Source organism: Aureispira sp. CCB-QB1 (assembly GCF_000724545.1).
Lineage (GTDB): Bacteria > Bacteroidota > Bacteroidia > Chitinophagales > Saprospiraceae > Aureispira.
The window spans coordinates 67,568-93,462 of sequence record NZ_JHBV01000005.1; the positions used below are offsets into that span (position 1 = coordinate 67,568).

General features: G+C 35.9%; 26 protein-coding genes. 10 read left to right on the plus strand and 16 right to left on the minus strand.

Annotated elements, in window-relative coordinates; translation table 11 throughout:
* Window positions 1–18 precede the first annotated feature (18 nt).
* Window positions 19–1,485, plus strand: a complete 1,467-nt coding sequence (locus CG11_RS01675) for a T9SS type A sorting domain-containing protein (protein ID WP_052592470.1) — start codon at window positions 19–21, stop codon at window positions 1,483–1,485.
* 3 nt (window positions 1,486–1,488) lie between these two features.
* On the opposite strand, the gene CG11_RS01680 is transcribed toward CG11_RS01675, so the two are convergent.
* Window positions 1,489–2,355, minus strand: a complete 867-nt coding sequence (locus CG11_RS01680) for a metallophosphoesterase (protein WP_156039621.1) — start codon at window positions 2,353–2,355, stop codon at window positions 1,489–1,491.
* A 510-nt stretch (window positions 2,356–2,865) separates the two neighbouring features.
* On the opposite strand from CG11_RS01680, the gene CG11_RS01685 reads away from it, so the two are divergent.
* The 5 genes from CG11_RS01685 to CG11_RS01705 all read left to right on the plus strand — a co-directional run bounded on the left by CG11_RS01685 (window position 2,866) and on the right by CG11_RS01705 (window position 6,354).
* Window positions 2,866–3,597, plus strand: a complete 732-nt coding sequence (locus tag CG11_RS01685; RefSeq protein ID WP_052592475.1) for a hypothetical protein — start codon at window positions 2,866–2,868, stop codon at window positions 3,595–3,597.
* 30 nt (window positions 3,598–3,627) lie between these two features.
* A complete protein-coding gene (locus CG11_RS01690) occupies window positions 3,628–4,170 on the plus strand; it encodes a YfiT family bacillithiol transferase (RefSeq protein ID WP_052592476.1) in 543 nt (180 codons plus the stop codon).
* Window positions 4,171–4,182: 12 nt separating this feature from the next.
* Window positions 4,183–4,728: a 2OG-Fe(II) oxygenase gene (locus CG11_RS01695; protein ID WP_052592478.1), complete on the plus strand. Its 546-nt coding sequence runs from the start codon at window positions 4,183–4,185 to the stop codon at window positions 4,726–4,728.
* A 22-nt stretch (window positions 4,729–4,750) separates the two neighbouring features.
* Window positions 4,751–5,203, plus strand: a complete 453-nt coding sequence (locus CG11_RS01700; RefSeq protein WP_052592480.1) for a hypothetical protein — start codon at window positions 4,751–4,753, stop codon at window positions 5,201–5,203.
* Between the two features lie 86 nt (window positions 5,204–5,289).
* On the plus strand, window positions 5,290–6,354 hold the full coding sequence (locus tag CG11_RS01705) for a glycosyltransferase (protein ID WP_052592482.1): 1,065 nt from the start codon (window positions 5,290–5,292) through the stop codon (window positions 6,352–6,354).
* Between the two features lie 92 nt (window positions 6,355–6,446).
* Here the strand turns inward: CG11_RS01705 and kbl are convergent, their stop codons facing one another.
* Together kbl and CG11_RS01715 are read right to left on the minus strand one after the other, a co-directional pair.
* Window positions 6,447–7,637: a glycine C-acetyltransferase gene (gene kbl / locus CG11_RS01710; RefSeq protein ID WP_052592484.1), complete on the minus strand. Its 1,191-nt coding sequence runs from the start codon at window positions 7,635–7,637 to the stop codon at window positions 6,447–6,449.
* A gap of 131 nt (window positions 7,638–7,768) precedes the next feature.
* Complete coding sequence (locus CG11_RS01715; protein WP_052592581.1) at window positions 7,769–8,752, minus strand: NAD-dependent epimerase/dehydratase family protein; 984 nt, start codon at window positions 8,750–8,752, stop codon at window positions 7,769–7,771.
* Between the two features lie 233 nt (window positions 8,753–8,985).
* On the opposite strand from CG11_RS01715, the gene CG11_RS01720 reads away from it, so the two are divergent.
* On the plus strand, window positions 8,986–9,813 hold the full coding sequence (locus tag CG11_RS01720; RefSeq protein ID WP_052592485.1) for a hypothetical protein: 828 nt from the start codon (window positions 8,986–8,988) through the stop codon (window positions 9,811–9,813).
* Between the two features lie 28 nt (window positions 9,814–9,841).
* Here CG11_RS01720 and CG11_RS01725 read toward each other — a convergent pair whose 3' ends face one another.
* Window positions 9,842–11,248, minus strand: coding sequence for a T9SS type A sorting domain-containing protein (locus CG11_RS01725; protein ID WP_052592487.1), 1,407 nt, complete (start codon window positions 11,246–11,248; stop codon window positions 9,842–9,844).
* Between the two features lie 284 nt (window positions 11,249–11,532).
* On the opposite strand from CG11_RS01725, the gene CG11_RS01730 reads away from it, so the two are divergent.
* A complete protein-coding gene (locus tag CG11_RS01730; RefSeq protein WP_052592489.1) occupies window positions 11,533–12,543 on the plus strand; it encodes a hypothetical protein in 1,011 nt (336 codons plus the stop codon).
* Window positions 12,544–12,616: 73 nt separating this feature from the next.
* Here CG11_RS01730 and CG11_RS01735 read toward each other — a convergent pair whose 3' ends face one another.
* From CG11_RS01735 to CG11_RS01775, 9 genes are all read right to left on the minus strand, one after another.
* Window positions 12,617–13,369 carry a hypothetical protein gene (locus CG11_RS01735; RefSeq protein WP_052592491.1) on the minus strand — a complete coding sequence of 251 codons (753 nt, stop codon included), beginning with the start codon at window positions 13,367–13,369 and terminating at the stop codon, window positions 12,617–12,619.
* 107 nt (window positions 13,370–13,476) lie between these two features.
* A complete protein-coding gene (locus tag CG11_RS01740; protein WP_052592493.1) occupies window positions 13,477–14,169 on the minus strand; it encodes a hypothetical protein in 693 nt (230 codons plus the stop codon).
* A gap of 424 nt (window positions 14,170–14,593) precedes the next feature.
* Window positions 14,594–15,301, minus strand: coding sequence for a hypothetical protein (locus CG11_RS01745; protein ID WP_052592495.1), 708 nt, complete (start codon window positions 15,299–15,301; stop codon window positions 14,594–14,596).
* A 372-nt stretch (window positions 15,302–15,673) separates the two neighbouring features.
* On the minus strand, window positions 15,674–16,609 hold the full coding sequence (locus CG11_RS01750; protein ID WP_052592497.1) for a nuclear transport factor 2 family protein: 936 nt from the start codon (window positions 16,607–16,609) through the stop codon (window positions 15,674–15,676).
* A 296-nt stretch (window positions 16,610–16,905) separates the two neighbouring features.
* Entirely contained in the window at window positions 16,906–17,649 is a 744-nt protein-coding gene (locus CG11_RS01755) for a LytTR family DNA-binding domain-containing protein (protein ID WP_052592499.1), read from the minus strand.
* A 9-nt stretch (window positions 17,650–17,658) separates the two neighbouring features.
* Window positions 17,659–19,623, minus strand: a complete 1,965-nt coding sequence (locus CG11_RS01760; protein ID WP_052592501.1) for a histidine kinase — start codon at window positions 19,621–19,623, stop codon at window positions 17,659–17,661.
* Between the two features lie 3 nt (window positions 19,624–19,626).
* On the minus strand, window positions 19,627–20,145 hold the full coding sequence (locus tag CG11_RS01765) for a hypothetical protein (RefSeq protein WP_052592502.1): 519 nt from the start codon (window positions 20,143–20,145) through the stop codon (window positions 19,627–19,629).
* Window positions 20,146–20,169: 24 nt separating this feature from the next.
* On the minus strand, window positions 20,170–21,216 hold the full coding sequence (locus CG11_RS01770; RefSeq protein ID WP_052592504.1) for a hypothetical protein: 1,047 nt from the start codon (window positions 21,214–21,216) through the stop codon (window positions 20,170–20,172).
* Window positions 21,217–21,391: 175 nt separating this feature from the next.
* Window positions 21,392–22,006, minus strand: a complete 615-nt coding sequence (locus CG11_RS01775) for a hypothetical protein (protein WP_052592506.1) — start codon at window positions 22,004–22,006, stop codon at window positions 21,392–21,394.
* A gap of 128 nt (window positions 22,007–22,134) precedes the next feature.
* Here CG11_RS01775 and CG11_RS01780 point away from each other — a divergent pair, with 128 nt between their 5' ends.
* Window positions 22,135–23,040 carry a histone deacetylase gene (locus CG11_RS01780; RefSeq protein WP_052592508.1) on the plus strand — a complete coding sequence of 302 codons (906 nt, stop codon included), beginning with the start codon at window positions 22,135–22,137 and terminating at the stop codon, window positions 23,038–23,040.
* Here the strand turns inward: CG11_RS01780 and CG11_RS01785 are convergent.
* The 3 genes from CG11_RS01785 to msrB are packed head-to-tail and all read right to left on the minus strand — an operon-like array spanning window position 23,037 to window position 24,888.
* A complete protein-coding gene (locus CG11_RS01785) occupies window positions 23,037–23,723 on the minus strand; it encodes a rhomboid family intramembrane serine protease (RefSeq protein WP_052592510.1) in 687 nt (228 codons plus the stop codon). The two genes, CG11_RS01780 and CG11_RS01785, sit on opposite strands and share 4 nt — an antisense overlap.
* A 54-nt stretch (window positions 23,724–23,777) precedes the next feature.
* Window positions 23,778–24,488, minus strand: a complete 711-nt coding sequence (locus tag CG11_RS01790) for an ABC transporter ATP-binding protein (protein ID WP_052592512.1) — start codon at window positions 24,486–24,488, stop codon at window positions 23,778–23,780.
* A gap of 4 nt (window positions 24,489–24,492) precedes the next feature.
* Window positions 24,493–24,888 carry a peptide-methionine (R)-S-oxide reductase MsrB gene (gene msrB / locus CG11_RS01795; protein WP_052592514.1) on the minus strand — a complete coding sequence of 132 codons (396 nt, stop codon included), beginning with the start codon at window positions 24,886–24,888 and terminating at the stop codon, window positions 24,493–24,495.
* Window positions 24,889–25,300: 412 nt separating this feature from the next.
* On the opposite strand from msrB, the gene CG11_RS01800 reads away from it, so the two are divergent.
* Window positions 25,301–25,837, plus strand: a complete 537-nt coding sequence (locus CG11_RS01800) for a hypothetical protein (protein WP_052592515.1) — start codon at window positions 25,301–25,303, stop codon at window positions 25,835–25,837.
* Window positions 25,838–25,895: the final 58 nt, after the last annotated feature.

The window sequence follows — 25,895 nt, forward strand, 5'->3', positions numbered from 1 at the left end:
TTAAACCCATTTCTCTTTATGCCAAAATTACTAATTTTCCTTTGCATCTTCTCTTGTACTTTAACATCAATAAGTGCCCAATATTATGGTGGTTCTAAAAATGACAAAGGGGTTGCTTTTTGTCAAATTGATCAACAATTTTTTCTTGCTGGTACAACTCGAAGCTTTGGAATGGGAAGTGACGATATTTTTGTTGTAAAAGTTAACGAAGCATGGGAAGATAGTTACCACTCTGAATGGGGAGATATTCACTTTGATGTAGCAGGGGACATTACGGCAACTTCTGACGGACATTATCTTGTAACAGGGCATTCATGGGACGCTCCTGGAGGACGTAGTACGGTCGTTTTGGCTAAATACAATACTTCCAGTCAATTAATTTGGATTGCTTATTTTGGTGACTATCACAACGATTATGTATACAGTGTCAAAGAAACACAAGATGGAGGATATTTAATGACAGGTATTAATAGAGCACAAGGCGATTTAGGGGCTATTTTCTTAGCTAAAACGGATCAAAACGGTATTTTGCTTTGGCAAAAATTTTATGACACAGTAACAAGGGACTCTGCTAAAGACATAGGTATGGATGTTGTCGAAGCTAATGATGGTTCTCTTCTCATTTTAGCCACAACGAGTTCTTTTATTGGAAAAATAGCCAACTCTTCTGAATATTTTGGTTCTTCAGCGTCTAATATTTTAGTCATTAAAACAGATGCTTTAGGCAACGAAATTTGGAGAAAACCTTTTGGCGGTGTTAAACATGACTTTGCTAGAAAAATTATTTCAGATGGTACGGGTCATTTTTATATTGTAGGTTCTAGCATAGAACAAACCAATGGGAGTTTTGATGTCATTATTTATAAAATAGATAGTAACGGCGATTTGATTTGGCGGAAAAACTTTGGTGGAGATGGCTACGAATATGGCAATGATATTGATATTAATGCCAATGGAGAATTACTGGTTACAGGAACGAGTAGTAGTTTTTCAGTAGATGAAAAGCCAGATATTTTTGTCTTAAAATTAAATGCGAATGGTCAAGAAATCTGGTCAACAACTTTAGGCGGAGAAAATAGTGACTACGGAAATGCGGGAGCATATTTGGCAGATAATTCCATTGGTATTTTAGGCACTTCCAAAAGCCATTCTAATCAAGATGAGGATTTATATTTTGTGAATATATCGACCACTGATGGTCGTATCCTCAAAGCACTCAATCAAGATAACACCATCGAAAATATTGCCCCTATCCTGTTCCCTAATCCAACTCAAACATATATTAATATTGATACCAAAACAAAAAATCAAAATACAACCATCAAATTCAAACTCTACGATATTTCAGGAAGGCTGATTCAAGAAGAAATGTTCCAAGGCAATTCTCAAACCATTTATTTTAACAATCGCTTGGCTCAAGGAGTTTATGTCTATAGGATTGAAGTGAACGACAAAGGCTATCAGGGCAAGATTATTATTAACTAATTTTTATAAATCATTTATTTCAACAAAAGACCAAGTCAATTGATTGTTTGCCAAAACATGCTTAAAAATAATAGCAACATCGGCTGCATAAATCGTTTGACCAGTTTGTAATCTATATCCATTTCCCAATCCTGCGGCTAAGTATTCAACTCCATCAACCGAAGTTTCGTGGAATGATTTGTACCAAGACCCCGTGTCTCCCATGATGTGAAAAACATTCACTCCTCTTTGTTTGGCATTAACCATTAAAGGATAGATAGATTTGGTATAACTAGACGAATCATGATAACAATGTGCCATCCAATTTTGAGCCTCATTATGAGCATAAGTAATAGGATTCGATACTCCTGGTACATCTATAGCAATACCGTGATGTATCAAAAACACCAAATGACCTGACTGTATTGTGTCACAAACAGATTTCACCAAATTATATTGAGCATTTAATTTTTCACAATCCAAAGGTGTGATATTTCCATCTAAAACAACAACCGTTAAGCCATTCGCACTATAAGCATAAAAACTTGGGCGTTCTGTAAATTCTTCAATCCATTCTAGATTCCCATTTCGTGTATCATGATTTCCCAATGCCCAATGTGTCATCGGATTATCTAAGTCAAACAGGCTATCTAAATATTGCAAGTTAGTATACTTCAAGGCTGCTTCAGACCCTACATCTCCCCCCAACCAGATACCATCGAACTGGCTCATGTCCATAGCCTCCAAGCGAAAATCTACTTTTTTCCCATCAGGATCTCCTTGATAAGGATGTCCAAAAAATGCATATGTCAATGTGTCTTGAGCATTTGTGCAGACGACAACACTCCCCATTAAGCAGATCGTCCACAGTATAGTTCTTAATATCGTCATGTGTTTTTAATTTACATGGATGTGTCCTAAATAAGATAAGCAATTACAAAATATACGATCTTGCGGTAGCCCTATGCTGCTACTGCACAGTCGTAAAAACACTTAAAAATACGAATTTAATTGCTCTGGGTATAAATTTTAACAGTAAGATTAGTTCCCCCTACACCTGCTGTTCATTTGTTTTTCCATTCAAATCATGGCTTTATAATAAGAATACCTTATCTTAGTAGTTAGCTGCACTGCTACTTCGTGGTCGTTGATTATTATTCGCTACGCTCATGAGAGCGCAAGGCTAGTTCCCTGCGGTCATGAGATCGATATTGCTTAGTTGTTTACTTTTTCACCAAAAAGACAAAAAAGTACATTCATATTACATTGATAATCAAAGTCATAACACAAAATACACTAAAGTCACAACTCATTAACTATCAAGCCAATAAAGTTTTTTCTTTCAACAAACTATTGTCATCTTAGATTATAAGATATTTAACTCCTATCATACCGTCTACTATGAAATTAAAATTTTATTTTCTTATATCCTTTTTTAGTAGTTTAGTAACCTTTTCCTTATCGGCACAAACAACAATCAATCTCAAAGCATACTACTTTCCTTATCAGAATTTTTTTGAGCCCATTGTCTACAAATATGTCAATTTAGACAATCCTAATGATATTTTTTACTGCCTAATGGAAACAAAAATAGTAGACGGAGATACACTAGTCATTACCAATACATTTGACCAAGCTTTTTATGAGGTAGATGCTGGTGAAGAAAAAATCACAGCACAGGGCACCGAATTAAGTCGCTATACGATTTATATCACGGGTATTCTTACGCCAACTCGTCCTATACACAAAGATATTTTTCGTTGGCAACAAACGAATAAGGAAAAAATAAAATGGTCGGCTCGATACAGCAGCCCTTTTGGAGAAGAAAGTATCCGAAAAATGCGCGAATATGTTGGTACTGGTGCTGATTATATTTTTCAAAAAAAAACCTATCCAAGTATTTTGTTCAAAGACTCTTATCGACATAGCATAAAAGCCAATAAAAGTGTCCGCACTTCTGATTTTCATCAACTGTCCTTGTACTGCAAAGGGATTGGATTGGTTGATTATCAGCGCGAGATGGACAATGGTCTTCAACTCCATTATCAGTTAGAAAAAATAATCTCTAAAGAAGCATGGGATGCACTTAAAAAACAACCTTATGTAACTGAGAAACCCATAAAAAAAATCTAAACCAAACTAAAAAAAGCAAACATTCAAAAAATGCAGAATTTAGAAAAACTTAAATTTCCTATTGGTGAATTCTCCCCTCCTATTCAAATAGACGCCACTACCATAACACACTGGATTACGAGTATAGAAGCCTTTCCAAATCGGCTTGAAGTATTGGTCAAAAATTTAAGTATTGAGCAACGAAATTGGAAATATCGCCCCGAAGGTTGGAGTATCAAACAGGTCGTACATCATTGTGCTGATAGCCATATGAATAGCATCATTCGTTTCAAATTAGCATTGACGGAAACAAACCCTAACATTCGCCCTTATTGGGAAAATAGATGGGCAGAGTTACCTGATTCTTTGGACAATGACCTCTCTTCTGCTCTATTGTTACTAAAAGGTTTGCATCAAAAATGGGTTTTTCTTCTAAAAGCATTATCTACTCAAGATTTAGAACGAGAATTCATTCACCCTGAACATGATCGACGTTTTTCTTTAAAAGAAAATATTGGTATTTATGCTTGGCACTGTGACCATCATTTAGCGCATATAGAACAGGCGATTAAAGCGAAAGGAGCTTACAATTAAAATTTTGCTACAATGAACTACAAACAATTGAGTGACAAGATATGGATTATAGATCGCTTTTTGTCCCCTAAGGCTTGTGAAGATTTAATTTTTTTTAGTGAAACTAGAGGCTTTGAAGAGGCAGAAGTTAGCCTATCTTCAGGTTCTAAAATGATGAAGGGGATACGCAATAATTATCGCTTGATTTATGAAGATCAACAGTTGGCAAAAGAGCTTTGGGAAAAGTTGGCTCCTTTTTGTCCTCATCAGATAGATGGTTGGAATGCTGTCGGACTAAATGAGCGTTTTCGCTTCTATCGCTACGAAAAAGGACAACGCTTTAAACGACATATTGATGGGCGTTTTCAACGAAATGAATGGGAAGAAAGTCGGATTACATTTATGGTTTACTTAAACGATGACTTTCTTGGAGGAGCAACAAAATTTGATGATATTAGCGTCCAACCTCAAATAGGTTCTGCTCTTTGTTTTATGCACGAACAAAAACATGAGGGCATGCCCATCTTGAGCCACGCTAAATATGTCCTTAGAAGTGACATAATGTATCGGAAAGAATAACTTCAGTAAGAAACTATAAGTAATGAATAAAGACATCATTCAAGAACGAAGAGATAATTTAGAACAATTTGCTAAAGAAAGCTACCCTGTTATCATTGATTTTGCAGAGCGTTTAGAACACCATGATCCTTCTTCTATCTTACTTAACTCAGAAGCCATGACGCTTTTTGTTGGTACGGTAGCCGAATTTATGCAATCAGAACCTGTTGATGCAGAAACAAGGGTATGGATTTCTGTGCGAATTGGGTACTTAATTGGAGAGTATTTGATTCAAAAATACGAAGGGCATTGGGGCGTTAATTTGAATGAAAATTCTCCCCAATATGGTCATTATGTCGTCTTTGCTATCTCTCCTACCAACTCTCAAAAAGCCTACCCTGTTGATCCATTTGAAGCTGCCAATGAGTTTGTCAACCAAGAGCCAGATAGAGATTTGATTTCTTTGATTGAGGAAATTGAATTGATGATTAAGTAAATCTATTGATAACGTTTTTTTTCTCAACCTTCAATTCAAACGCACGATACACCCTTAGTTACCAAACCTTAACACCCTAAAATTTTATGTCAAAAATCACCCATGTCTATTGGTTTGCTCCTTATAATTTAACTTGTCCAAGTACTAGATATAGAGGCAAGATGCCACTTGAATACGCCCAAGAAAAGCATAACATAACCTTTGATTTTGTCACACCTAGTCGGTCTCTCAAAGGGTTGTATGCCTTTGCTAAAATTTATTTTAAAATTTTATTCTTTCGTAAAAAAAATGCACTCATTGTCATACAAAAGATTTGCTCCAATCGTCTTTATGCCAATGCATTAAAATTGCTTGTTTTGCTTAAAAATAAGCAGACACTCTACGACTTAGACGATGCTGAATATTTACGTCAAGACACTAAATCACTTCACTTTTTTCTCCAACATTGTGAAAAAATTCAAGTTGGAAGCCTTGCTCTAAAAAACTACTGCCTCCAATTCAATCCAAATGTTTATATAGCGACTTCCCCTGTCTACAGACATACCTCCAAAAAAGTTTCGAAAAATAAAAAAATACACATTGGCTGGGTTGGAGATGTAGGAGATGGCAATAACATATCTCAAAATTTCTCTCACAAGACCAGTCTTTTTCACATTCTTTTTCCGCAAATTCTACAAATAAAACACCCTTTAAAATTATCTATTATTGGAGTTAAAAAAGCTAGTGATGTTCCCCAAATAGTTAGATTTTTTGAGCAATCTAAGAATATCGAGCTAGACATTCCATTAAATTTAAACTGGGAAGATGATGCTTGGTTGTATCCTAAAATTTGTCAATTTGACATTGGTCTTTCTCCGCTTGTGAAGCATCCTTTTAATATTGCCAAATCTGCTTTTAAAGCCAAACAATATCTTTCTTGTGGAGTGCTTACTATTGCAAGTAATGTAGGAGAAAATAGCAGATACGTCAAACATGGATACAATGGTTTTATAGCAGATCAACCGAGTGATTTTGTAGACTTTATTCATCAAGTGGCGACGATGAGTCAAGCTGAATACCGTGTTTACTTAGAAAATGCCTTCAATAGTTATGAAAATTTTTCGATGCATAACTATTGCCTGCTTTTGCTACAGAAAAAGAGGGGTACATAATGTTGTCATCAATATAACATCCATATACCAAAAGTGGCTAAAAGCTAGAAGCTTTTAACCACCTTAATATATTTCATCGGAATCAATAAGCGTTATTTAATCACGCCTAATTCTTTACCTACTTTCGTGAATGCCGCCACTGCTTTTTCTAAATGATGGCGATCGTGTCCTGCTGAAATCTGCACTCGAATTCTTGCCTTTCCTTTAGGTACGACAGGATAATAAAATCCAATAACATAAATTCCTTCCTCCAATAATTTATCAGCCATTTGCTGTGACAAAACAGCATCATACAACATAATTGGAACAATTGGATGATCACCAGGAATGATATCAAAACCAGCAGCTGTCATTTCCTGACGGAAATAAGCCGTGTTCTCTTCTAGTTTATCCCTCAACGCTGTGCTTTCTGTCAGAATATCCAATACCTTGATTGAGGCCCCCACAATAGAAGGTGCTACCGTATTAGAGAATAAATATGGGCGAGAACGTTGGCGTAACATTTCTACAATTTCCTTTCGAGCGGCCGTAAATCCACCCGATGCGCCTCCTAAAGCCTTTCCTAAGGTACCCGTAATAATATCTACTCGTCCCATAACATCTCTATACTCGTGAACCCCACGCCCTGTCTTTCCCAAAAAGCCAGTAGAATGACATTCGTCAATCATAACCATAGCATCGTACTGATCTGCCAAATCACAAATTTTGTCCAACTGTGCAATCGTACCATCCATAGAAAACGAACCATCCGTAACAATAAGACGACGGCGTGCGCCTTGTGCGGCTTTCAACTGCTCCTCTAAATCATCCATATTATTGTGTTTGTAGCGATAACGAGCTGCTTTACACAAGCGAATTCCATCAATAATAGAAGCATGGTTTAACTCATCTGAAATAATAGCATCTTCTTTATTCAGAATCGGTTCGAAGACACCTCCGTTGGCATCAAAAGCAGCGGCATAAAGAATAGAATCCTCCATACCCAAAAAGTCAGCAATTTTTTGCTCCAACTCTTTGTGAATATCTTGCGTTCCACAAATAAAACGCACCGAAGACATACCATATCCATGCGTATCAATAGCTTCTTTGGCAGCTTCAATGACAGCAGGATGAGAAGACAAGCCCAAATAATTGTTGGCACAAAAGTTAATTACTTCTGCTCCTGTGTTCGTTTTAATATCTGCGGCTTGAGGTGTTGTAATGACACGTTCCTCCTTGTAAAGTCCAGCGTCTTTTATATCTTGTATTTCTGCTGCTAGAGCATCTTGAACATTCTTAAACATAGTGTGTATTTTTTTGATAATTTAAATAGCTTCTTGTTAGCAATAGACATTATCACCAAACAAGCAACAAACAATTGCTCATTAAACGAGCTATTAGATTAAAATCTCCTGTTTTCTGTTGCCAACCAATGCTACAAAAACATTCTCTCATCGTACTCAGAAGAACCTTGCGCTTTGATTCGCTTTAGATTAACAATCATATCTTCCACCATCGCAGGCAAATCATATTGTTCTTGCCATCCCCAATCGTTGCGAGCATAGGTATCATCCATATTTTCGACCCAGGACTCCGCAATTTGCTGACGGAAATCAGGTTTGTACGTAATCTTGAAATCAGGGATATGCTTTGTTATTTCCGCGGCTAGTTCTTCTGCCGAAAAGCTCATAGCACGTACATTATAACCATAATGCATCGAGATTTTCTCTAACGGAGCATTCATCAACTCTATTGTTGCACGAATGGCATCAGGCATATACATCATTGGAAGATAAGTATCCCGCTCCAAAAAACACTCGTAGGGTTCACCAGCTACGGCTTTGTGAAAAATATCAACGGCATAATCTGTTGTTCCTCCGCCAGGCAATGACTGATAACTAATCAACCCTGGATAACGTAACGAGCGAACATCTAAATTAAATTTCTTGAAATAATACTGCGCTAAGTGCTCCCCCACTTCTTTGGTGATTCCATACATTGTTTCTGGTTGCAACACCGTAAACTGTGGCGTTGCCTTTTTAGGCGTTTGTCCTCCAAAAACAGCAATAGAGCTAGGAAAATAGACTTTGTCTAAATTTTCTTGACGGGCAACTTCCAGCACATTAAACAAACCATTCATGTTCACATCCCAAGTCTGGCGAGGATTTTGCTCTCCTTTGGCTGAGAGCAATGCAGCAAGATGGTATATTTGGGTAATCTTATGTTTTTTTACAATGGCTAACAAACGTTCTCCATCCAAAATATTCAACTTTTCAAAATGACCAATAACACTTGTTCTTGGTGGGTTGATGTCTGATGTGATTACATTTGCAATTCCATAAGTATCTCTTAGAGCATGACTTAACACGGTGCCAATCTGCCCTTCTGAGCCGATTACCAAAATTTTATCTGCACTCATTACTAGTAGTAGTTTTTTATTTTTAGGTAAAGTAGTTTTGTACTTGATTTTTTGGCTTTTCAAATATCTACTTTTTTGGTTAAATACCTTGTATTTTTACCTTAAAAGATGCACTAAAATTGCAGAAGCACCTATTTTTTGCCAACTATCCTGTACTTTTGTTCTTGAATTGAAGCAACAGCAACACCAATTGCTTCCCTACCAAGGAGCAACTCTAAGAAAGTATAAAATTTATGAAATATATTTACAGTATCCTGTTTATTTTTGTTCTGGCACCTTATGTCATTGCCTGTAGTGCCGCTTATCAATATAGTTTGTTTCCCTTAGGGAGTACAGCAGGACAACTTATTTTATTAGAAGTAGAATTGGATCGCTATTTATCCAATCCAAGCAATCAAATGATGCAAATGGGTGGAGGACGCCCTTTTGAGAATACCCCAGCTATTGAAGTTCGTTGGAAGGGAACGCTAAAAGTTTTTACCTATCAAATGGGCGAAATGGTTTTGAATACAGATCTAGGCGTTATAGATATTTTAGATTCAGATTATGAAGAAGCCTTACTTCCCTATTTTCAGAAAGCTTATGAAGCCGCCCGTGTTTTGCCTATGTTTGAAGCAGCTGTCTTGGAAAATGTAGGCTATTGTCACCATGATAGAAGTTGTACTTTTATGGAACTGCGCATTGACACTCAACAGGTCAAGTTTTATGCTTCTTCTAATGAGGAAGGCTACGAAGACAAATCCTGTCTTGTGCCTTTTGCTGAAAAAACATTGTTAAAAGTAGAAAATCAGACTAAGATTAAGTTTACTGATTTTGATAATGTCGAAAAAGAATTTCAAGTGGATTTTTTCCGACTCTGGAGCCCACAAACCATCCGCCGTTATACTGTTGGTGGACAAACGGTACAAGTGTTTACCATTGGAAGAGGTGACAAAAGTCGTTATTATGAAACCAAAGAAACAGAATGGAAAACACCTGTTTTAGAAACAATAGGGCATTATATTCAAGGAAAGGACGTTGTTTTTCATGGACAACGGTTTGATTTCTTCCATGTTTTTTAATGTACAGGTCACTCTATAACTCTGCCTTTTACTGCTTTGCAATCGACTTCATATCAATAATCTTTCCTTCCTTATCTTTGAGTACAATCCAATATTGTCCTGTTTCTAGATGACGAATATCTATTGTATTCTGTTTGATAACAGGTCGTGAAACTCGCCCTAATTTATCTACAATCTCAACTTGTTGAAAATGAATTGTAGAGGATAGATAAATATAATCATTAGAAGGGTTGGGGTATACTAATAGTTCATTCTGTAACAACGGTAATGTTGAAATGGCTGTATTAGGGCTGAATGAATCGTAAATAATATAATACTGATCACTTGCTTGTCGATTCGTAAAACCAGATATAATAAATCGTCCATCGTTCCTTACTTGAATATCAATTCCCATATCAAAAGAAGTCCCGCCATAATAGCGTTCGTTTTTAATTCCTCCGATTGAATCAATTTCCATAACAAATAAATCGGTGCCTTGTATAGCGTTGTTGTACATATATCCTGTTACAAAAATTTCATTAAGAGATTTTACTACTAAATCAAAAATAGCATCTCCATTATTTGTTTTGGGTATCGTTCCTTGCCAAAGGACATTCCCTTGCAAATCTGCACGAATCAAATAAGGATCGAAAGCGGTCGAAGTTGCCGTCCCCATTTCTCCTACTATAATTAACTGGTTATCATAAATTAGAGCTTGCTTGCAACCGCCATTATAAGGATTGGCTACCACTGTATCCCAGAGCATATTCCCCGATGCATCACAACCAACAATAGCCACATTATAATTACCAGCAGGTTGCAATTGATCGCCGACCAAGAGGTATCCACCCTGAGGTTTTTCTATCGCAACCATTCCAATATCATTTCCTCCCAAGTCGTGCACCTGCATCCAATCAAAATAGTTTTTATTATCAAACTTTGAAATCAAAAAATCATTGCCAATTCGATTGGGCAGAGACGCAAAACCAGAAACAACAAAACCTCCATCCTGCGTAGCCTTGATATCAAAAAACTGTTCGGTTTGTCCTGTTTGTCCATAGGTCTCAAAAGATTCAAAGATGCCTAGAGTATCCACAATTAATATAAAACCATCTATATCACTCGTCAAGATATTATGCGTTTCTCCTGCAATAATTAACTTACCTCCCTTATAAATCATATTATTAGGGTAATCATTTTCAGATCCTCCAAAATAGCGAATTGGAACCATCGTATTTCCCAAAGAATCAACCCTTATCAAGGTAACATCTGCCCCACCATTCGTTCCAGTATTGGTAAACCCAACTACCCAAAAAGAACCATCTGCCATTGGATAGGTTGCAATTGCTTTTTCATTGACCAAAGTATCTCCAAAAATAAGTTCTACTTGTGCATGCACATTCGCCATAATATTTAGAAAAAGGCATACCAATAAAATTTTCTTTAAATGGTTCATAATTTTTTATTTTAAGGATGGTTCCCTTTGTTATGCAACTTAAGAGCATACTACATTGAATATGGTGGTATTCGTTTTTTTTGTTTCAGTACTTATAAAAATACGCTAATATTTTTTAAAACTTATGTTCATTCCAATAAAATCATTTATTTTCTTGTGCTTGTTTGGGCAGATTGCTTAAATTTAGTTTTCTATTATTCTAGTAGTCTATTTACTTAATACTCCGTTGATACCACGCAGTAATGTTTTACGACTCATAACAATCTAATCATAATCCATCCACAATGACTGATGCCAATAACAATCCTTTAGAGGTAAACGATTCTACCCCCAAAGAGACACTCCCTAAGAAAAAAAATAATCAGATTATAATTATTGTTACCCTACTTTTATTGGTCGTTTTTGCAGTGGGGTATTACTTTGTGTCTACCAAAAATGTAGCAGAAGAAAAAATTATTACGCTAGAACAAGCTGCACATCAATCGGATAGTTTATACAATGAATTAAAAGTTGAACTGGCTAGATACAAACAAGAAAATGAAGAATTGTATGCTCAAATTGCTCGAAAAGAGGCGGAGCTAGAAAGTCAGTATTCCAAAATAAAGCGCTTGATAGAACAAGCTCAAAAAGATAAAGCTGCTCGCCGAAAAATTCAATTAAAATTAAAAAATCTAGATTTAGAACTCGAAAATATGCGTGTTTATGTCGATGAACAGACCCTTGATTTGAATGAATTACGAGCTGAAAATCGCCGTCTCAAAAAAGAAAAAGAATTGTTAGACAAACAGTACGCTAAAGAGTTGGAAGAACGCAAACGACTCGCCGAAGAAGGAAAAAACCTACAAGATACCAACGAAGAACTCAACAAAAAAATAAATACGGCTTCTGTTCTACAAACCAACAATGTACATGCCAAGGGCTTGCGCTTAAAAAATAATGGTGACCGACGTGGCATCAATTCTGCCAAACGTACGGAGTTTATAGAGGTTTGTTTTGATATTGTCAAAAACGAAGTCTGCGAACCTGGAGCCAACCGCTTTTATTTGCGCTTAATTGATCCCTCTGGTGCTGTTGTTAGTGACCCCAATAGAGGTTCGGGCAAGCTTACCTTATTTGAAGAAACGGCAACCATTAGTTACACTACCAGCAAAATATTTGAGTACAATCCTTCTGTCAAAAATCTTTGTATAGAATGGTACGCTTATCCCAATACGCCGTTTCGAGCAGGAACCTATAGAATTGAGTTGTATAACAAAGGGCGCTTGGTAGGTACCTACGATTTTAATACGAAGTAATGCTAAAAATCGAAGGAGGACACCTCACACTTGAAATGTCCTCCTTCTACTATTAAGAAATATTCATTTTTGATTACAATCCTATTCCACCATTTCCTGTTCCCATTTTATGCTCTATCTCCTCCTTAAATTCATCCATTGTCTTTTTACTATATGACTCAGGAACAATAAAAGCATCCTCGTCTAAATTTTCTTTGATAACATCAATAGCGGTAATCTTAATGAGCATTCCCTCTACTCGCATCTCAAACCCTAGAGGAAATCCTTGCATCACTCCCAATGTTTTTTCTACTTGCGAAAGGGCGGTAGGGCGTAACTTTTCAGTTAAATAAACAATCAGTTTGTCACTGCTTCCATCCCCCATCTCTAACTCTGCCTTGTAACAAGGGTACTTTGCTATCTTTTGTTTTTTGTTTTTAAAGTACTTTACCTCTACATCTTTTGTTGGTGCTTGATTTCTGCCGCCAGCTTCTTTCAATTCTTTTAGAAAATCACTGTCTTCATCAATAGATACAGCCGTTTTTTCATAAAAAGTAGGGACATCCATCAACAAGGTAAACAGATTTTCTGTCATATTATTAATCAATTGAAAACTTGCCATTCCTCCCATAATGGAAATATCCATTTTAGAGTCTTTTCCTTTTAGGTATAAATTAATAAGAGAACTATTGGCAAATTGAGCCGCTTCGGGCATACCCTCTACCTCAATTTTGTATTTGATAATACCTTCATCAAAATTGGCAGGCTTCTTCTTTTGTGCACTTGCAGATGTAATAATCCCCAAACCAATAATCAGTGCTAATAGGAAGTTCATTCTTTGTTTCATATGTATCTGTTTTGTTTAGTAGGCAAAAATTTATTGTTAGGGGCATTATTATAATATACTGCATCGAAGCACAAAAAGTTAGAAAAGTAAGCTATTTTATTAATTTCTTAACGATTCTTTTCTATTTCTTGCTTAGCAGCTTTTTCCAAACCATCTACTGTTGTCAACTCATAGCCCTCTGGTATACTTAAAGAAAAAGCCCCATCACTTGGCGTTCTAGAACTAACTTTATCAGCCATAACACGAACTGTTGTACCTTCATGACGCACAATAATCCCAAGTGGAAATCCTTTTATTTCATCTACTAGATAAGTTGCAAAAGGGTCTCCTTTAGGTGTAATCTTATCGGTAATATACAGAATAATGTTGGCACCAGATTCTTTATCCTTCATCAAGACTTTCTGACAAGTATAACCTGCAATCGTTTTAGTGTCTTCTGTATGACGCATAGGGTTTTTAGCCGCCTTTTCCATATCCGCTTTAGCTTCTGCCAACTTATTTTTTTCTAGTTGAAGTGCTTTTTTTTGCCCTAAGACATCCATTAAAGACAATCCTTTTTCTGCCTTATGATCTACTACTAAACTAACGGTGTTGGTGCCTCCTGCTACTTTTGCAACTGCCTTGGTTTTCTGACCTTTGAAAGCTACTTGCAACGAAGAACCCATCGTTAAAAATGCTGCGGCAGGTTCATCACTATCAACACTAATAGAGTAACTAATATAACCATCCGTAAGTGCAGATTGAGCCTGTGCAGAAACAGCCAATACCATAATTGTAAATGTCAATACTAAAAGACGCATAAATTTTTTATTAGATAAATAGTCCACTTCTTTTTAGTTGCCAGCAAAACATTAAAAGCACCTTGTGTTAACTAATTTTACTATTACTTAGTAGTTCGTTGATTTTTTACTTTTTTACCAAAAAGACAAAAAAGCAAATTTATATTAGTTTGATAATCAAAATTTTAACACAAAACGCAACGAATGCACAACTTACTGATCATCAACTGCGAAGCACTCATGCAATAAACTAATAAAGTTTAGCTTCGCTGCTACTGCGTGGTTTCAACGAACTATTGATTACTAAAAGAAGCGGATTAATAATTAGGAATTTATTTAAGAACATTATCATCAGTCATTTACAATAGTACTGTCATTGCAAACAACCAACCATTAAATTTGATAACAAAACACCAAAAATTAGTGCTACTAAGAATGCCCCATCTTACAGACCTAACGTTCCACCCATATTTTTGAGATCTTCTTCTGTCATTTTAGTGTAACCTTCAGGAACCTTCGTATTGAAGATTTTTTTAGATAATTTATCCAAGGAAATATTAACTGCTTCAATCTTAAACTTCATTCCTTCTGCTTCCACTTCCCATGCCAAAGGAAAACCTTTCAAGCCAGAAAACTTCATCATATCCATATCCCCCAGATTGCCTGGTTTAATTTTTTCTGTGATATACACAATAACAGGATTGGGTGAACCTTCTACGGTCATTTTAGCCTCTTGGCATTTATACCCTGCAATTTTTTTATACGTTTTGGTATACTCTACCTGTGGTGGCTTTTGGTTGACGTTTTTAGATTCTTCAGCCGTTTTTTCCATAGACTCGTTGTTCATTTCCATAAACTTCTTTTGTCCCATCATATCCATCAACAACAAACCTTTTTTATCCTTATTGTCAAAACGACCATCTATTTTTATCATTCCGCTCATTACATCTCCAACAACTTTGGCATTATTAGGAGTAAAAAACAGATCTATAGTAGATCCAGTTAATGCCGCTGCCATTCCACCTTCGGCAGTAATTGTATATTTTACATGTGCCTCATCAACTGTTTTCGATTTCTTTTTCTGTGCAAATGTTGGTGCTGATATGGCGACCAATAAGAGGCTAAATGTAAAAAGTTTTAATACTGATTTCATTGTATTGTATTTTTAAAAGATTAGTAAGTAGGTGATTATGCTTTTCCATCTAAGCAACGCTCTAATTCACGAATAGTTTCAGATCTTATTGCTTTAATTCTTATTATACAAAAGGAATACCACAAATGTTTTCTTACCTGTTTTTTCAATTCTATTAAGATATTAATCCTCCGTTAATTAGTTTGCTTTGTTACACCTTCGGTCGTGAGCTCGCTATGCTCGGTTCGCTCATGACCTTGGGCTTTTGTGCTATTAGCACAAGCCTACTCGGCAAGTTTAGTTACCTGCGGTGCTACTGCGTGGTTCCACGGAGTAATTAATAGCTTTTTTAAAAGAATAGCACTATAAGATAGGATACCCTCTAAGACCTGTTTATTTTTTCTTTTTTCTTCGAGCCGCACGTTGTTCTTTTTTAGATTTTGGTAAACCTCCCATAGCAACTAGCTTTTTGAAATCTTTTACCAAGTCATTGGGCACCATGATAGCTAAATCATAATGTTTGATTTTCCAAACACCATCTTTTTTTACCAAAACCCCTGATCCACGACAAGTTCCCATTTGAGTATCGAGCATTTCCTCAAACCAAGCTGTTTTTTGATTGTTACTAAAATAAATTTCACGCTTAGAAGCAGTAAATGCCCAAGCAGTATCGCGCTCAAAGGCAAACTTCGACCACTCTCTCAATTCGTCTCTCAACCAACGTTCCGAGGCATCTGTCCCTAAGTAAATGCCATCTTCTGTCATTGCTCCAAAGAAAGCATCGGCATCCGCTGTCGCTGAAGCTTCGTGCCAATGGTTCAAGACGTTCTCAACCATCCCCTTGTTCTCCACAACCGTTTCTTCTCTGATACAATTTTCTTTTCGACGCGTATCTGTGATGTTTGTAATTAGCCAAGTTCCTTTTTCAGATTTCCCTAAGGTAAATACATTGACTCCACAATGACTCAACTGATTCGTTGCCCCTGTAAACATCGTATATTCAGTCCATACAATTGCCAAATTATCATCTTGACTAATATCATAGTTCCATAAACGCTCATCATAAACGTATTTTTTGGCAATTACACGCTTCATAAATGTCAAAAAAGAAGCTTTAGGCACCGCTTGAATTTTGGGAGTGCCGTTTTGAGTTAGTGTTGTAAAAAGCACGCATTGATCGTGCATCAATTGATCTAATGCTGTCGTGTCTTTAGCCTCCATGGCAACAAAAAAATTATCTATTACTTTTCTAATTTCTCCCTTCGATTGAGCCTGAATAGCATTACTCCAAAGAGCAATCAACAATGTAAAAATTAAATTATATTTCATACTATTTATTAATATTTTAATACTCAACAAAATGACCTAAGCAGTCGGCGTTGTTCTAATAAAACTACTAGATCAATATAATCCTAAGATAATTTTTTTTGTTAAAAAAATAAGTCGTAACTCATATTCATCTTCTATAAACAAAGAGATATACGACTTACGACTTAAAAGCAACGACGAAAACAACTGTTTAAGCAAGCACTCAAAATGATTCGTAAACATTTTGTCTGTCTTTTGAGTTTAGCTCAATCAAAATCCAATGCAAAATATAATTTAAACAAATTCTGCTTCCTGACTTATAGCTTCCGCATATTAATTAACTCCATAAACAACGTTTTTTTACGCCTAGACACTTCTACTTCTGAGCCATCCCCCATTCTAATTTTATTCTTCGTTTTCATAAACTGTTGAATATGACTAAGATTAATTAAGTGCGATTGGTGTACTCTAAAAAAACCTTCGGAAGCCAATAGTTCCTCAAACTCTTTCAAAGTTTTGGGAGCGACAATTTTTTTGCCAGTAGCTAGATAAATAATGGTATAATTACTACTTGCCTCACAACGAATAATTTCAGAAATGCGCACAAAATGAAATTCATCTACAGAAGGAATCGCAATTTTATCAAACTTGTTTTCCTTATACAATTCAAACATACTATCGACGCTCTGTGCAGAATTTTCATTACTCGACTGTTGCACCTTGCCTACGGCATCAATTAACTCCAAAGGATCAATTGGTTTCAGCAAATAGTCAATAGCAGAATATTTAAAAGCCTTGAGGGCATATTCATCATAAGCTGTTGTAAACACCAAATTAAAATTAATTTTTGGCAAACGTTTGAGCAAGTCAAAACCTGTTCCATCATTCATTTTGATGTCTAAAAACACCAAATCTACCTTTTTGCTAGCAATTAATTTTAGTCCCTCTTCTACGCCGTCTGCTGTCCCTACTACATTAACGTCAGGACAATGCATTTGCAAAAATTTCATCAGCGTTATTTGAGCTGCTTGCTCATCATCTATAATTACCGTGTCAATCATGTTGTTTTATTAAGCTTTAAATTTGATTGGCAACAACAACTCAACCTGTGTTCCTGTTGCGTTTCCTTCTGCATCTTTTAAATCAAGTACTTTTATAAAAGGACCTGTTATCTTTTCTTTTATCGTTAAATAACGCAAGCGTTGTTCTGTAATCTTAATCCCCAAAGACTCCTGCCCTTCTTCCGTTTTAAAAGCCGCAGCAGCCACTCTGCCGATGCCATTGTCTTTGATGGTGCATTTGATCATAGTATTATTATAATCTTCAAACTTAATCAACAAAGTTCCTTTTTCGGACTTACGCAATAAGCCATGGATAATTGCATTCTCAATAAAAGGCTGAATGACCAATGGTGGAATCATCACAAAATGAGCATCTTCAATTCCTTCCTCATCTAGCTCATAATCGAAGGCTTCTTTAAAACGACGTTGTTCCAACTCAATATAGTTGTCTAGAAATTCAATTTCCTGACGCAATGGGATATAAGCCTGTCTAGAGTTTTGCAAAATGCGGCGCATCAAGCGAGAAAATTTAGCCAAATAAATACTCGCTTCTGCATTGTTGTCTGTTGCAATCAAACTTTGGATAGAGTTCAAAGAATTGAACATAAAGTGAGGGTTCATTTGCGAACGCAATGCCCGTTGTTCTAATTCTGTTTCTCGTATCTGTGTTTTTAATTTGTCTTGTCGAAACACCAACAAACCAATGGTTATAATAAGTAGCAAACCACTAATCAATGCTACAATGATATAACGATTTTGCGTGTTCTCTAACTCTTGATTTCGACGACTCTCTTCATTTAACTTGACAATCAATTCATTCTTTTCTTCCAACTCTGCATTTTCTCGTTCCAACTCCCTCGTCTTATGTTTGATTTGAATTTCTGCTATTTCTCTGTTCTTGTCTTGATTAAAAATAGAATCTTTTACAACATGATATTTTCTATAGTAATCCATGGCTTCTTTGTGTCGTCCACTACCTCTATAAACATCTGACAAGCTTTGATAAACATCTTTGGTCAATACCATTGCCCTTGCATTTCGAGCAATCGGCATTGCTTTTAACAAATACCCTTCTGCCTTTTTGTATTGCCCCCGATCCAATTCTACTTTTGCCATTCCTTGCAATACTTGCGCAATACCAATAACATCATTCAGTTCTGTATAGCCTTCCTCTGCTTTTTTGAAATAAGCAATGGCTTGATCGTTGAATTGTTCAGAATTGGACAATAAGCCTAAAGCATAATTTCCATAAGCAACACCTCTAGTATTCGACATCTTCTTGCTTAGTTCCAACCCTGCCTTCATCAAGTCATTGGCTTGTGTCCAAGCATCCTTTTGCATATAAATTAGCCCTTGCTCTGTATAAATCAAAGCAGCTAAATTTTTATCTTTTTCTTTTCCCAGATAAGTAGAAGCCTTGTTATAATAGAGTACGGCTTTGTTCGTATCTTGCAAGTTGGCATAGGACTTACCGATATGGTAATAGCCCAATGCCAAGCTTTTTTTATTGCTTACTTGTTTTGCTATATTAATGGACTTAATGCTATACTCAATGGCTTTGTAAGCATAACCTTTAACGCTGTAAATTAAACTCAACCTTGCGTAAGCCATTGCCTTCAAAATTGGACGATTCAAATAATCAGCGATTTGAATGGCTTCCGTTACCTTCTTGATCGCCAGCTCATATTGACCAAAACCAAAACTCAACAAACCTTGATCATTCAGTACATTTCCCATCCCTATTGAAAGGGAATCCTTTTGTGCCAACTGGTAGGCTTCTTCGCAATAGCGCTTGGCACGTTTAACATCTCTATTATAATAAATAGTGGTCAACTGATTATAAGCAGCAATCCGCTTCACTCGATCTACCTCCTTATTCAAGGCCTGTTCTTTAAGCTCCTTGATTAGAGAAGAAGATTGCCCAACACTCCACTGAGTTCCTAGTAATAAAATTATACAAAAAAGATAGTTCATTGATTAAGATTCTGTTCGCTGATTTTTGCTATAATAACACAGCCAACCTGTCGTTACAACTATAGTAAACAATAAATAAAGAGCGCTTAATGCGATTCCTTCAATTTCAAAATTAGTAATTAATAAGCTGCCTATTAAAAATACTGCGCCTAAAAAAATAATTCGAGGAATAAGTATTAATAGAGTAACAAAAAAAATTACCACAAAACTTGATAGCCACCATACGACGATATTACCAACCCACTGTATCCATTCCGCTTTCGTTTTAACCTTAAGAAAAGCTTGTGCGCTATCTAGTATTAATAGCAACAACACCCAAGTACCTGCTTGTATAAAAGCAATATAACTCTCTGAAGTTAAAACACGCATAAGGTCATTTCTACTGCTTACTAGTGAAGTAGTACTAGTATACAAAACAATAGTCAATGCAATATTTAAAAAGCCAACTACAAACAAATAAAAAGGATAGTTGAATTTTGGTTTGACCTCTGCAATCCCGTTATCCAGTAATTCATCTTCCATCTCTCAACAAGCTATTTTCAGTGTTTACTTTCCTTTCTTAAGCGCTACCTCTTGCCGAATAAATCGTCCACTAGGCTGTAAAATATAGTAAATTCGTTGTTTCTCATTTCCTTTTTTGTAATACTCTTGTTCTGTAAGATCCGTTCCATATTCAATTACAGAACGACTTGAACGCATTTCTATCGTAGAATCAACCAAAAAATGACTGGTCATTTTTTCTCGCCACTGCTGTCCATTGTATTCCAAATCAAGATTTTTTCCAACCTTACAAGCATCCAACAAATGTCCTGCATAATCATATGTCAATAGAAAGGTAACATCGTAATGATCCCATCCTGTATCTTCTTCAAAATTGACTAAAAGCCCAACATAGGTAGACATTCTGTAAACACAACATAAAGCCGTATAGTGCATCTCGTGGGGCTTATAATTTTGTGGTTTTATAGCCAAATAATTAAAACTCCCTTCTGGTTTTAGTTGGATAGGATTCATAATGTAACGCTTTGCCAAACGATAAGGAATTATTTTTTTATAATCCTCTTTAGCAGATTTTTTAGTTCCGTTCTTCCAACGAAATCCTTTCTGTTGAATTCCTTCGTGTACCACAAAAGGCAAGGCTGGTTCCAAATCAAAATAATTCAAAAACTCTTGAAAGCGTCGAATGTTGTCAAAACGATAAGGAATTAATTGTCCGATAGGTGCCTCAATTGCTGTTAGATCAAAGGTATAACGACGATTTTTGAGGATATTTTCCCAAGTTCCATCTATCGTTTGCCAATCGGCACTATAAGTTCCGACAAAAATAGAAGGATTTTGATTGTCGATTCGATCTACTTCTCTCAATACGATTGTATTTCCCTCTCTCAACTCCCCCTCTATAGCTACACTCTTGCGGTATTTATCATAAAAATAAGCTCCTGTCACGTTTACACCCGACTGTTTTAATTCCATAGTAATGGAATATTCTTTGTTTACAGAACCTTTAAAAAAATGATATAAGGTATCTGATTTTTGTCCATAAACACCAAACGTTATCAAGAGCAATAACAGTAAATGCAATAATTTCCTCATGCTGCTACAATCGTCTAAAACTAAGAATGCGTCTAAGGTAAGATATTTAAAAGAGAAATAGAAAAGGAATGTAATCTAAGAATTACTAAACGAGTATTTGGCATTTGTTTCGATTATTTGGAGGGTTAGGTAGCATTCTTTGCTAAAATTTAGCTAAGTTAGAAGCCTATTTTTATTAAAATTTTACTCCCAATAGCAGTAAAAAATTAACAATAGATGGCTGTGTTCTTCCTTCATGTCCCCCCGTAAAATATCGAAACATTGTTCCCAAAGAAAGATAACCTACACGATACTTTAATTCCATATTGGCTTGTGCTCCCCAATAAGATAGATCAGTGGTATAAATACTTGGACCAAGATTCAGATTCACTTCTACACCGCTTTTCTCTCCCGTTCTAAATAAACTACAAAATCCAGCTGCTCCAATATCGACGTACCAACCACCATTGGCAACATCAACTCCTGCGCCCAACCATGTCGCTTGAAATCCTAATTGATAACGTGTATGTCCAGTATAATACCATTTATTTCCAAATCGTCCACTAAAAGCATGAGCACTCTTCCAACTAGCCGGTTCTGTTTTTATAGAGTGAGACTTAAAAGCAATGGAGCGTTCTTCATAAACCAAAGACATTCCTACCCCCAAATCTACCCAAAAACCATTCTTAAAAACTCTATCTTCAGGAAGCTTTTCCAGCTCCCAAACTGGTTCATCATCCAATTCACTTTGCGCACAAATATTATTTCCCCAAAAAAAGAGACAAATGATGAACAATATACATTTTGTCATGTTTTTCTATTTACTAGAGTTATGCAATTTTTAGAAATTTTATTTCCATAAAAAGAAAATAATCCTAAAAAGATAAGAACAAAAAAACTATTTATCCGTTTTTTCTCTGTAAAAATCCTTCAAAATCAATGCTTAAAATTGCCTTTTCTTCTATTTATAAATACACTCTTCCCGAAGGACATCGTTTTCCGATGTCTAAATACGAACTCATTCCAGCCCAATTATTACATCAAGGCATTATAGAGCAAGAGCATTTTTTTGAGCCCCAACCCTTAGAAGAAACTTGGATTTTGCGCACGCACGACAAAGCCTATTGGCAAAGCTTAAAGGAACTCAGTATTAGCCCTAAAGCTGCCCGAAAAATTGGTTTTCCTATTCGCAAAAGTTTGATTGATCGAGGTCGAGTGATTGCGCAAGGAACCATCGACTGTGCGTTGTATGCAAAACAATATGGTGTTGCGATGAATGTTGCGGGAGGCACGCACCACTCTTTTCGTGATAGAGGCGAAGGTTTCTGTGTATTAAACGACTTTGCGATTGCTTCTAATTATCTCCTAGACAATCAATTGGCACAACAAATTTTGATTATTGATCTAGATGTTCACCAAGGTAATGGTACTGCCAAGATTTTTGAACAAGAGCCAAGAGTATTTACTTTTTCTATGCATGGCGCTAAAAATTATCCGCTCCAAAAAGAAAACTCAGACTTAGATATTCCACTCGAAGATGGTCTGAAAGACGAGCCTTACCTAGACTTGGTTCGTGCTTACATTCCTCGGTTATTAGAAGAAGTTCAACCTGATTTGGTGTTTTATTTGTCTGGTGTTGATGTCTTAGCTTCTGACAAATTAGGTCGTTTGAGCTTGAGCATTGAAGGGTGTAAAATACGAGATCAGCTCGTTTTTGAATATTGCAAAGCAGCCAACATTCCTGTCGCCGTTAGTATGGGAGGTGGCTATTCTCCCAAATTAGCACATATTGTCGATGCCCATTGCAATACTTTTAAAATGGCTCAAGAGGTATTTTTTGATTAAAATATCGTACTAAGATAAAGTTTTATTTGATCTATAAAATCCAATAACAATTTGGGTTGAAATATCAATAAAAAAACAAATCCCCATACCGATCCCCAATAGTGCGCATCATGCCCAATGTTGTCGTTACCTTGCTTACTTTTGTAAGCCGAATAAGCCAAATACAAGCCACCAAATATAAAAGCAGGAATTCTTATTGGTATAAAAATGATTCCAATTCCTCCTAATGGACTCAATAAAATAGTAGCAAACACAACACTAGAAACGGCTCCTGAAGCTCCTAGAGCGTTATAAGAAGAACTATATCTATGTTTGTAAAATGAATAGACAGACGACATGGCTAATCCCGTGAGATATAGTGTAAGGTATAAAATTGGTCCCATCAATGGACCAAAATATCTTGTACTCTTCAAATCCATTTCCAATTGTCCTCCAAACATATACAGCACAAAACTATTGAGTCCTAGATGCACCCAATCCTTGTGAATGAGTCCATGACTAAAAAAACGATACCACTGATTGTATTTATCAATGGCATACGCATTAAACAACATGCGACGTTTTTCGTCGGAGTCTTCCATATACCGATAAGAGGTATAAATTGTAATGGCCAATATTAGATAGGTTAACGGTGCTTCGTGCAAAGCAGGCTCGTTACTCAATTGCAAAAATAAGCTATTCATGGATGTTTGTTAATTGTATATAAAGGTTTTAGAAGTTTGGCTAAAACAATATAGCTACTTTTTAATAGCACTAATAATTTCTTGGTTCAAAATATCACTTTCAATTTCACCATCTTTCAAACGAATAATCCGATGAGCATGTTCGGCAATATCAGGTTCGTGTGTTACCAAAATAACGGTATTTCCATTGTTATGAATTTCTTCAAACAAAGCCATTATTTCAATAGAGGTTTTTGAGTCTAAATTTCCTGTTGGCTCATCTGCTAGAATAATTGATGGATTATTGACCAAAGCTCTAGCTACTGCCACTCGTTGTCGCTGTCCACCAGACAATTCATTAGGTTTGTGATGCACTCGATCTCCTAGTCCTACCGATTCTAATACCGCTTGAGCTTTCGCCAAACGATCTGATTTTTTCATACCAGAGTAAACCAAAGGCAAAGCTACATTTTCTAAAGAAGACAATCTTGGGATTAAATTAAAGGTCTGAAAGACAAAACCAATCTCTTTGTTTCGAATCTCTGCTAATTCATCATCTACCAAAGTAGATACATTTTGATTGTTCAACAGATAAGTACCCGCAGAAGGAGTGTCTAAACAACCTAACATATTCATCAAGGTTGATTTACCTGATCCTGATGGTCCCATCAAAGCTACATATTCGTTGCGTTTAATATTCAATGTTACCCCTCGAAGCGCATGCACAACTTGCTCCCCCATTTGGTAACTTTTTTTGACATTTTGAATGTCTATGACTCGTTGCATGGTATTATTTTTTAGGCACAAAATCCAAAGATACAGAATTGATACAATAACGCACGCCTGTTGGTGGAGGACCATCGTTGAAAATATGCCCCAAATGACTTTCACAGGTAGAACAAACCAACTCCACTCGTCGCATACCATGGCTATTATCTGCTCGTTGCGTAATGTTCGCCGTTTCTAACTCTCCCCAAAAAGAAGGCCAGCCACATCCTGAATGATACTTATTGGTAGAATCAAACAAAGGTGTTTTGCAAGCATTACACAAATACGTCCCTTCTTCTTCATGATTATAATACGCTCCTGTAAAAGCTCGTTCAGTGCCAGCTTGTCTCAATACGTTATACTCTAAGTCAGAAAGTTGATTTTTCCATTCTGCTTCTGTCTTATTTATTTTTTTCATTATTGACCGTTTTCTAGTTGTTCAAAGTTTGAAATTACATGTTATGCTTATAGGTTTTATTCGTATTATTGCATAGGTATAATAATACCCCTTAAAACATTATTATTAACAATAAAAAGTAATAATCGTTCTGTTCTTAACATCAATAGTTCGTTGAAAAACTTTATTAGTTTGATAATCAGCAAGTTGCGTCTTTGTTGCGTTTTGTGTTAAAATTTTGATTATCAAACTAATATAAATGTGCTTTTTTATCTTTTTGGTAAAAAAGTAAAAAACTAAGCTTGCGCCCTCATGAGCGTAGCGAACTAATCAACGAACTACTATAACATAGATATAATAATCAACCACTCTTTCATATTTCAATAAAGATACAATTGTCCTTTGCATCTCATCTAAGAAATCGACCAAAACAATGGAACAACTCGACGAACATCTAAGCTCTACGAATCTCAACACACCTCCTAGTTTTAGGCAACTAGGAATTACTTTTTTCATTTATTTTATACTCTTAATTTTCAGTATTGTTATCTATACGACAATATTTGAAACGTTTGGTTTATTTAGCCTATTAAACCAATTTCAAGATACAATAAAATTTCCAATCAGACCTGTCCTATTACTTTTTGTCCTAGAAGGCTTGGTTATTTTTTCCAATTACTATTTGCAGGGACGTTTGTACGAACTATTTCACCAATCCATTTCAAAAGCCGTACTTATTCCTATTTTATGTTGGGTAATCATCATAGGTGGCACTTTCATGTACGACACGTACCAAAGTATTCCTATTAACCTAAATATTTTCATAAGGTTAGGGACATTGCTGGGTTGGTATGGCACTCTGTGCTTAATTATTGCGTATTATTTTCAACATTCTAATAGAAAGCTATATTACAGTTTGCTATTTCTACATTGGATTTTGTATGCCCTTATATTTTATTTCACGTTCTAGTACTTTGCTAGCTGCTAATAAAAACGATTAATTAACAGTTTAGTGTGAACAATGTTGG

Coding starts and splice junctions, on each gene's coding strand:
- CG11_RS01765 (WP_052592502.1), bottom strand. CDS start 20,145: ATGGAAGATGAATTACTGGATAACGGGATTGCAGAGGTCAAACCAAAA.
- CG11_RS01695 (WP_052592478.1), top strand. CDS start 4,183: ATGAACTACAAACAATTGAGTGACAAGATATGGATTATAGATCGCTTT.
- CG11_RS01685 (WP_052592475.1), top strand. CDS start 2,866: ATGAAATTAAAATTTTATTTTCTTATATCCTTTTTTAGTAGTTTAGTA.
- CG11_RS01780 (WP_052592508.1), top strand. CDS start 22,135: ATGCTTAAAATTGCCTTTTCTTCTATTTATAAATACACTCTTCCCGAA.
- CG11_RS01730 (WP_052592489.1), top strand. CDS start 11,533: ATGACTGATGCCAATAACAATCCTTTAGAGGTAAACGATTCTACCCCC.
- CG11_RS01705 (WP_052592482.1), top strand. CDS start 5,290: ATGTCAAAAATCACCCATGTCTATTGGTTTGCTCCTTATAATTTAACT.
- CG11_RS01775 (WP_052592506.1), bottom strand. CDS start 22,006: ATGACAAAATGTATATTGTTCATCATTTGTCTCTTTTTTTGGGGAAAT.
- CG11_RS01690 (WP_052592476.1), top strand. CDS start 3,628: ATGCAGAATTTAGAAAAACTTAAATTTCCTATTGGTGAATTCTCCCCT.
- CG11_RS01675 (WP_052592470.1), top strand. CDS start 19: ATGCCAAAATTACTAATTTTCCTTTGCATCTTCTCTTGTACTTTAACA.
- CG11_RS01680 (WP_156039621.1), bottom strand. CDS start 2,355: ATGACGATATTAAGAACTATACTGTGGACGATCTGCTTAATGGGGAGT.
- CG11_RS01715 (WP_052592581.1), bottom strand. CDS start 8,752: ATGAGTGCAGATAAAATTTTGGTAATCGGCTCAGAAGGGCAGATTGGC.
- msrB (WP_052592514.1), bottom strand. CDS start 24,888: ATGAAAAAAATAAATAAGACAGAAGCAGAATGGAAAAATCAACTTTCT.
- CG11_RS01800 (WP_052592515.1), top strand. CDS start 25,301: ATGGAACAACTCGACGAACATCTAAGCTCTACGAATCTCAACACACCT.
- CG11_RS01760 (WP_052592501.1), bottom strand. CDS start 19,623: ATGAACTATCTTTTTTGTATAATTTTATTACTAGGAACTCAGTGGAGT.
- CG11_RS01740 (WP_052592493.1), bottom strand. CDS start 14,169: ATGCGTCTTTTAGTATTGACATTTACAATTATGGTATTGGCTGTTTCT.
- CG11_RS01770 (WP_052592504.1), bottom strand. CDS start 21,216: ATGAGGAAATTATTGCATTTACTGTTATTGCTCTTGATAACGTTTGGT.
- CG11_RS01755 (WP_052592499.1), bottom strand. CDS start 17,649: ATGATTGACACGGTAATTATAGATGATGAGCAAGCAGCTCAAATAACG.
- CG11_RS01735 (WP_052592491.1), bottom strand. CDS start 13,369: ATGAAACAAAGAATGAACTTCCTATTAGCACTGATTATTGGTTTGGGG.
- CG11_RS01790 (WP_052592512.1), bottom strand. CDS start 24,488: ATGCAACGAGTCATAGACATTCAAAATGTCAAAAAAAGTTACCAAATG.
- CG11_RS01745 (WP_052592495.1), bottom strand. CDS start 15,301: ATGAAATCAGTATTAAAACTTTTTACATTTAGCCTCTTATTGGTCGCC.
- CG11_RS01700 (WP_052592480.1), top strand. CDS start 4,751: ATGAATAAAGACATCATTCAAGAACGAAGAGATAATTTAGAACAATTT.
- kbl (WP_052592484.1), bottom strand. CDS start 7,637: ATGTTTAAGAATGTTCAAGATGCTCTAGCAGCAGAAATACAAGATATA.
- CG11_RS01720 (WP_052592485.1), top strand. CDS start 8,986: ATGAAATATATTTACAGTATCCTGTTTATTTTTGTTCTGGCACCTTAT.
- CG11_RS01725 (WP_052592487.1), bottom strand. CDS start 11,248: ATGAACCATTTAAAGAAAATTTTATTGGTATGCCTTTTTCTAAATATT.
- CG11_RS01750 (WP_052592497.1), bottom strand. CDS start 16,609: ATGAAATATAATTTAATTTTTACATTGTTGATTGCTCTTTGGAGTAAT.
- CG11_RS01785 (WP_052592510.1), bottom strand. CDS start 23,723: ATGAATAGCTTATTTTTGCAATTGAGTAACGAGCCTGCTTTGCACGAA.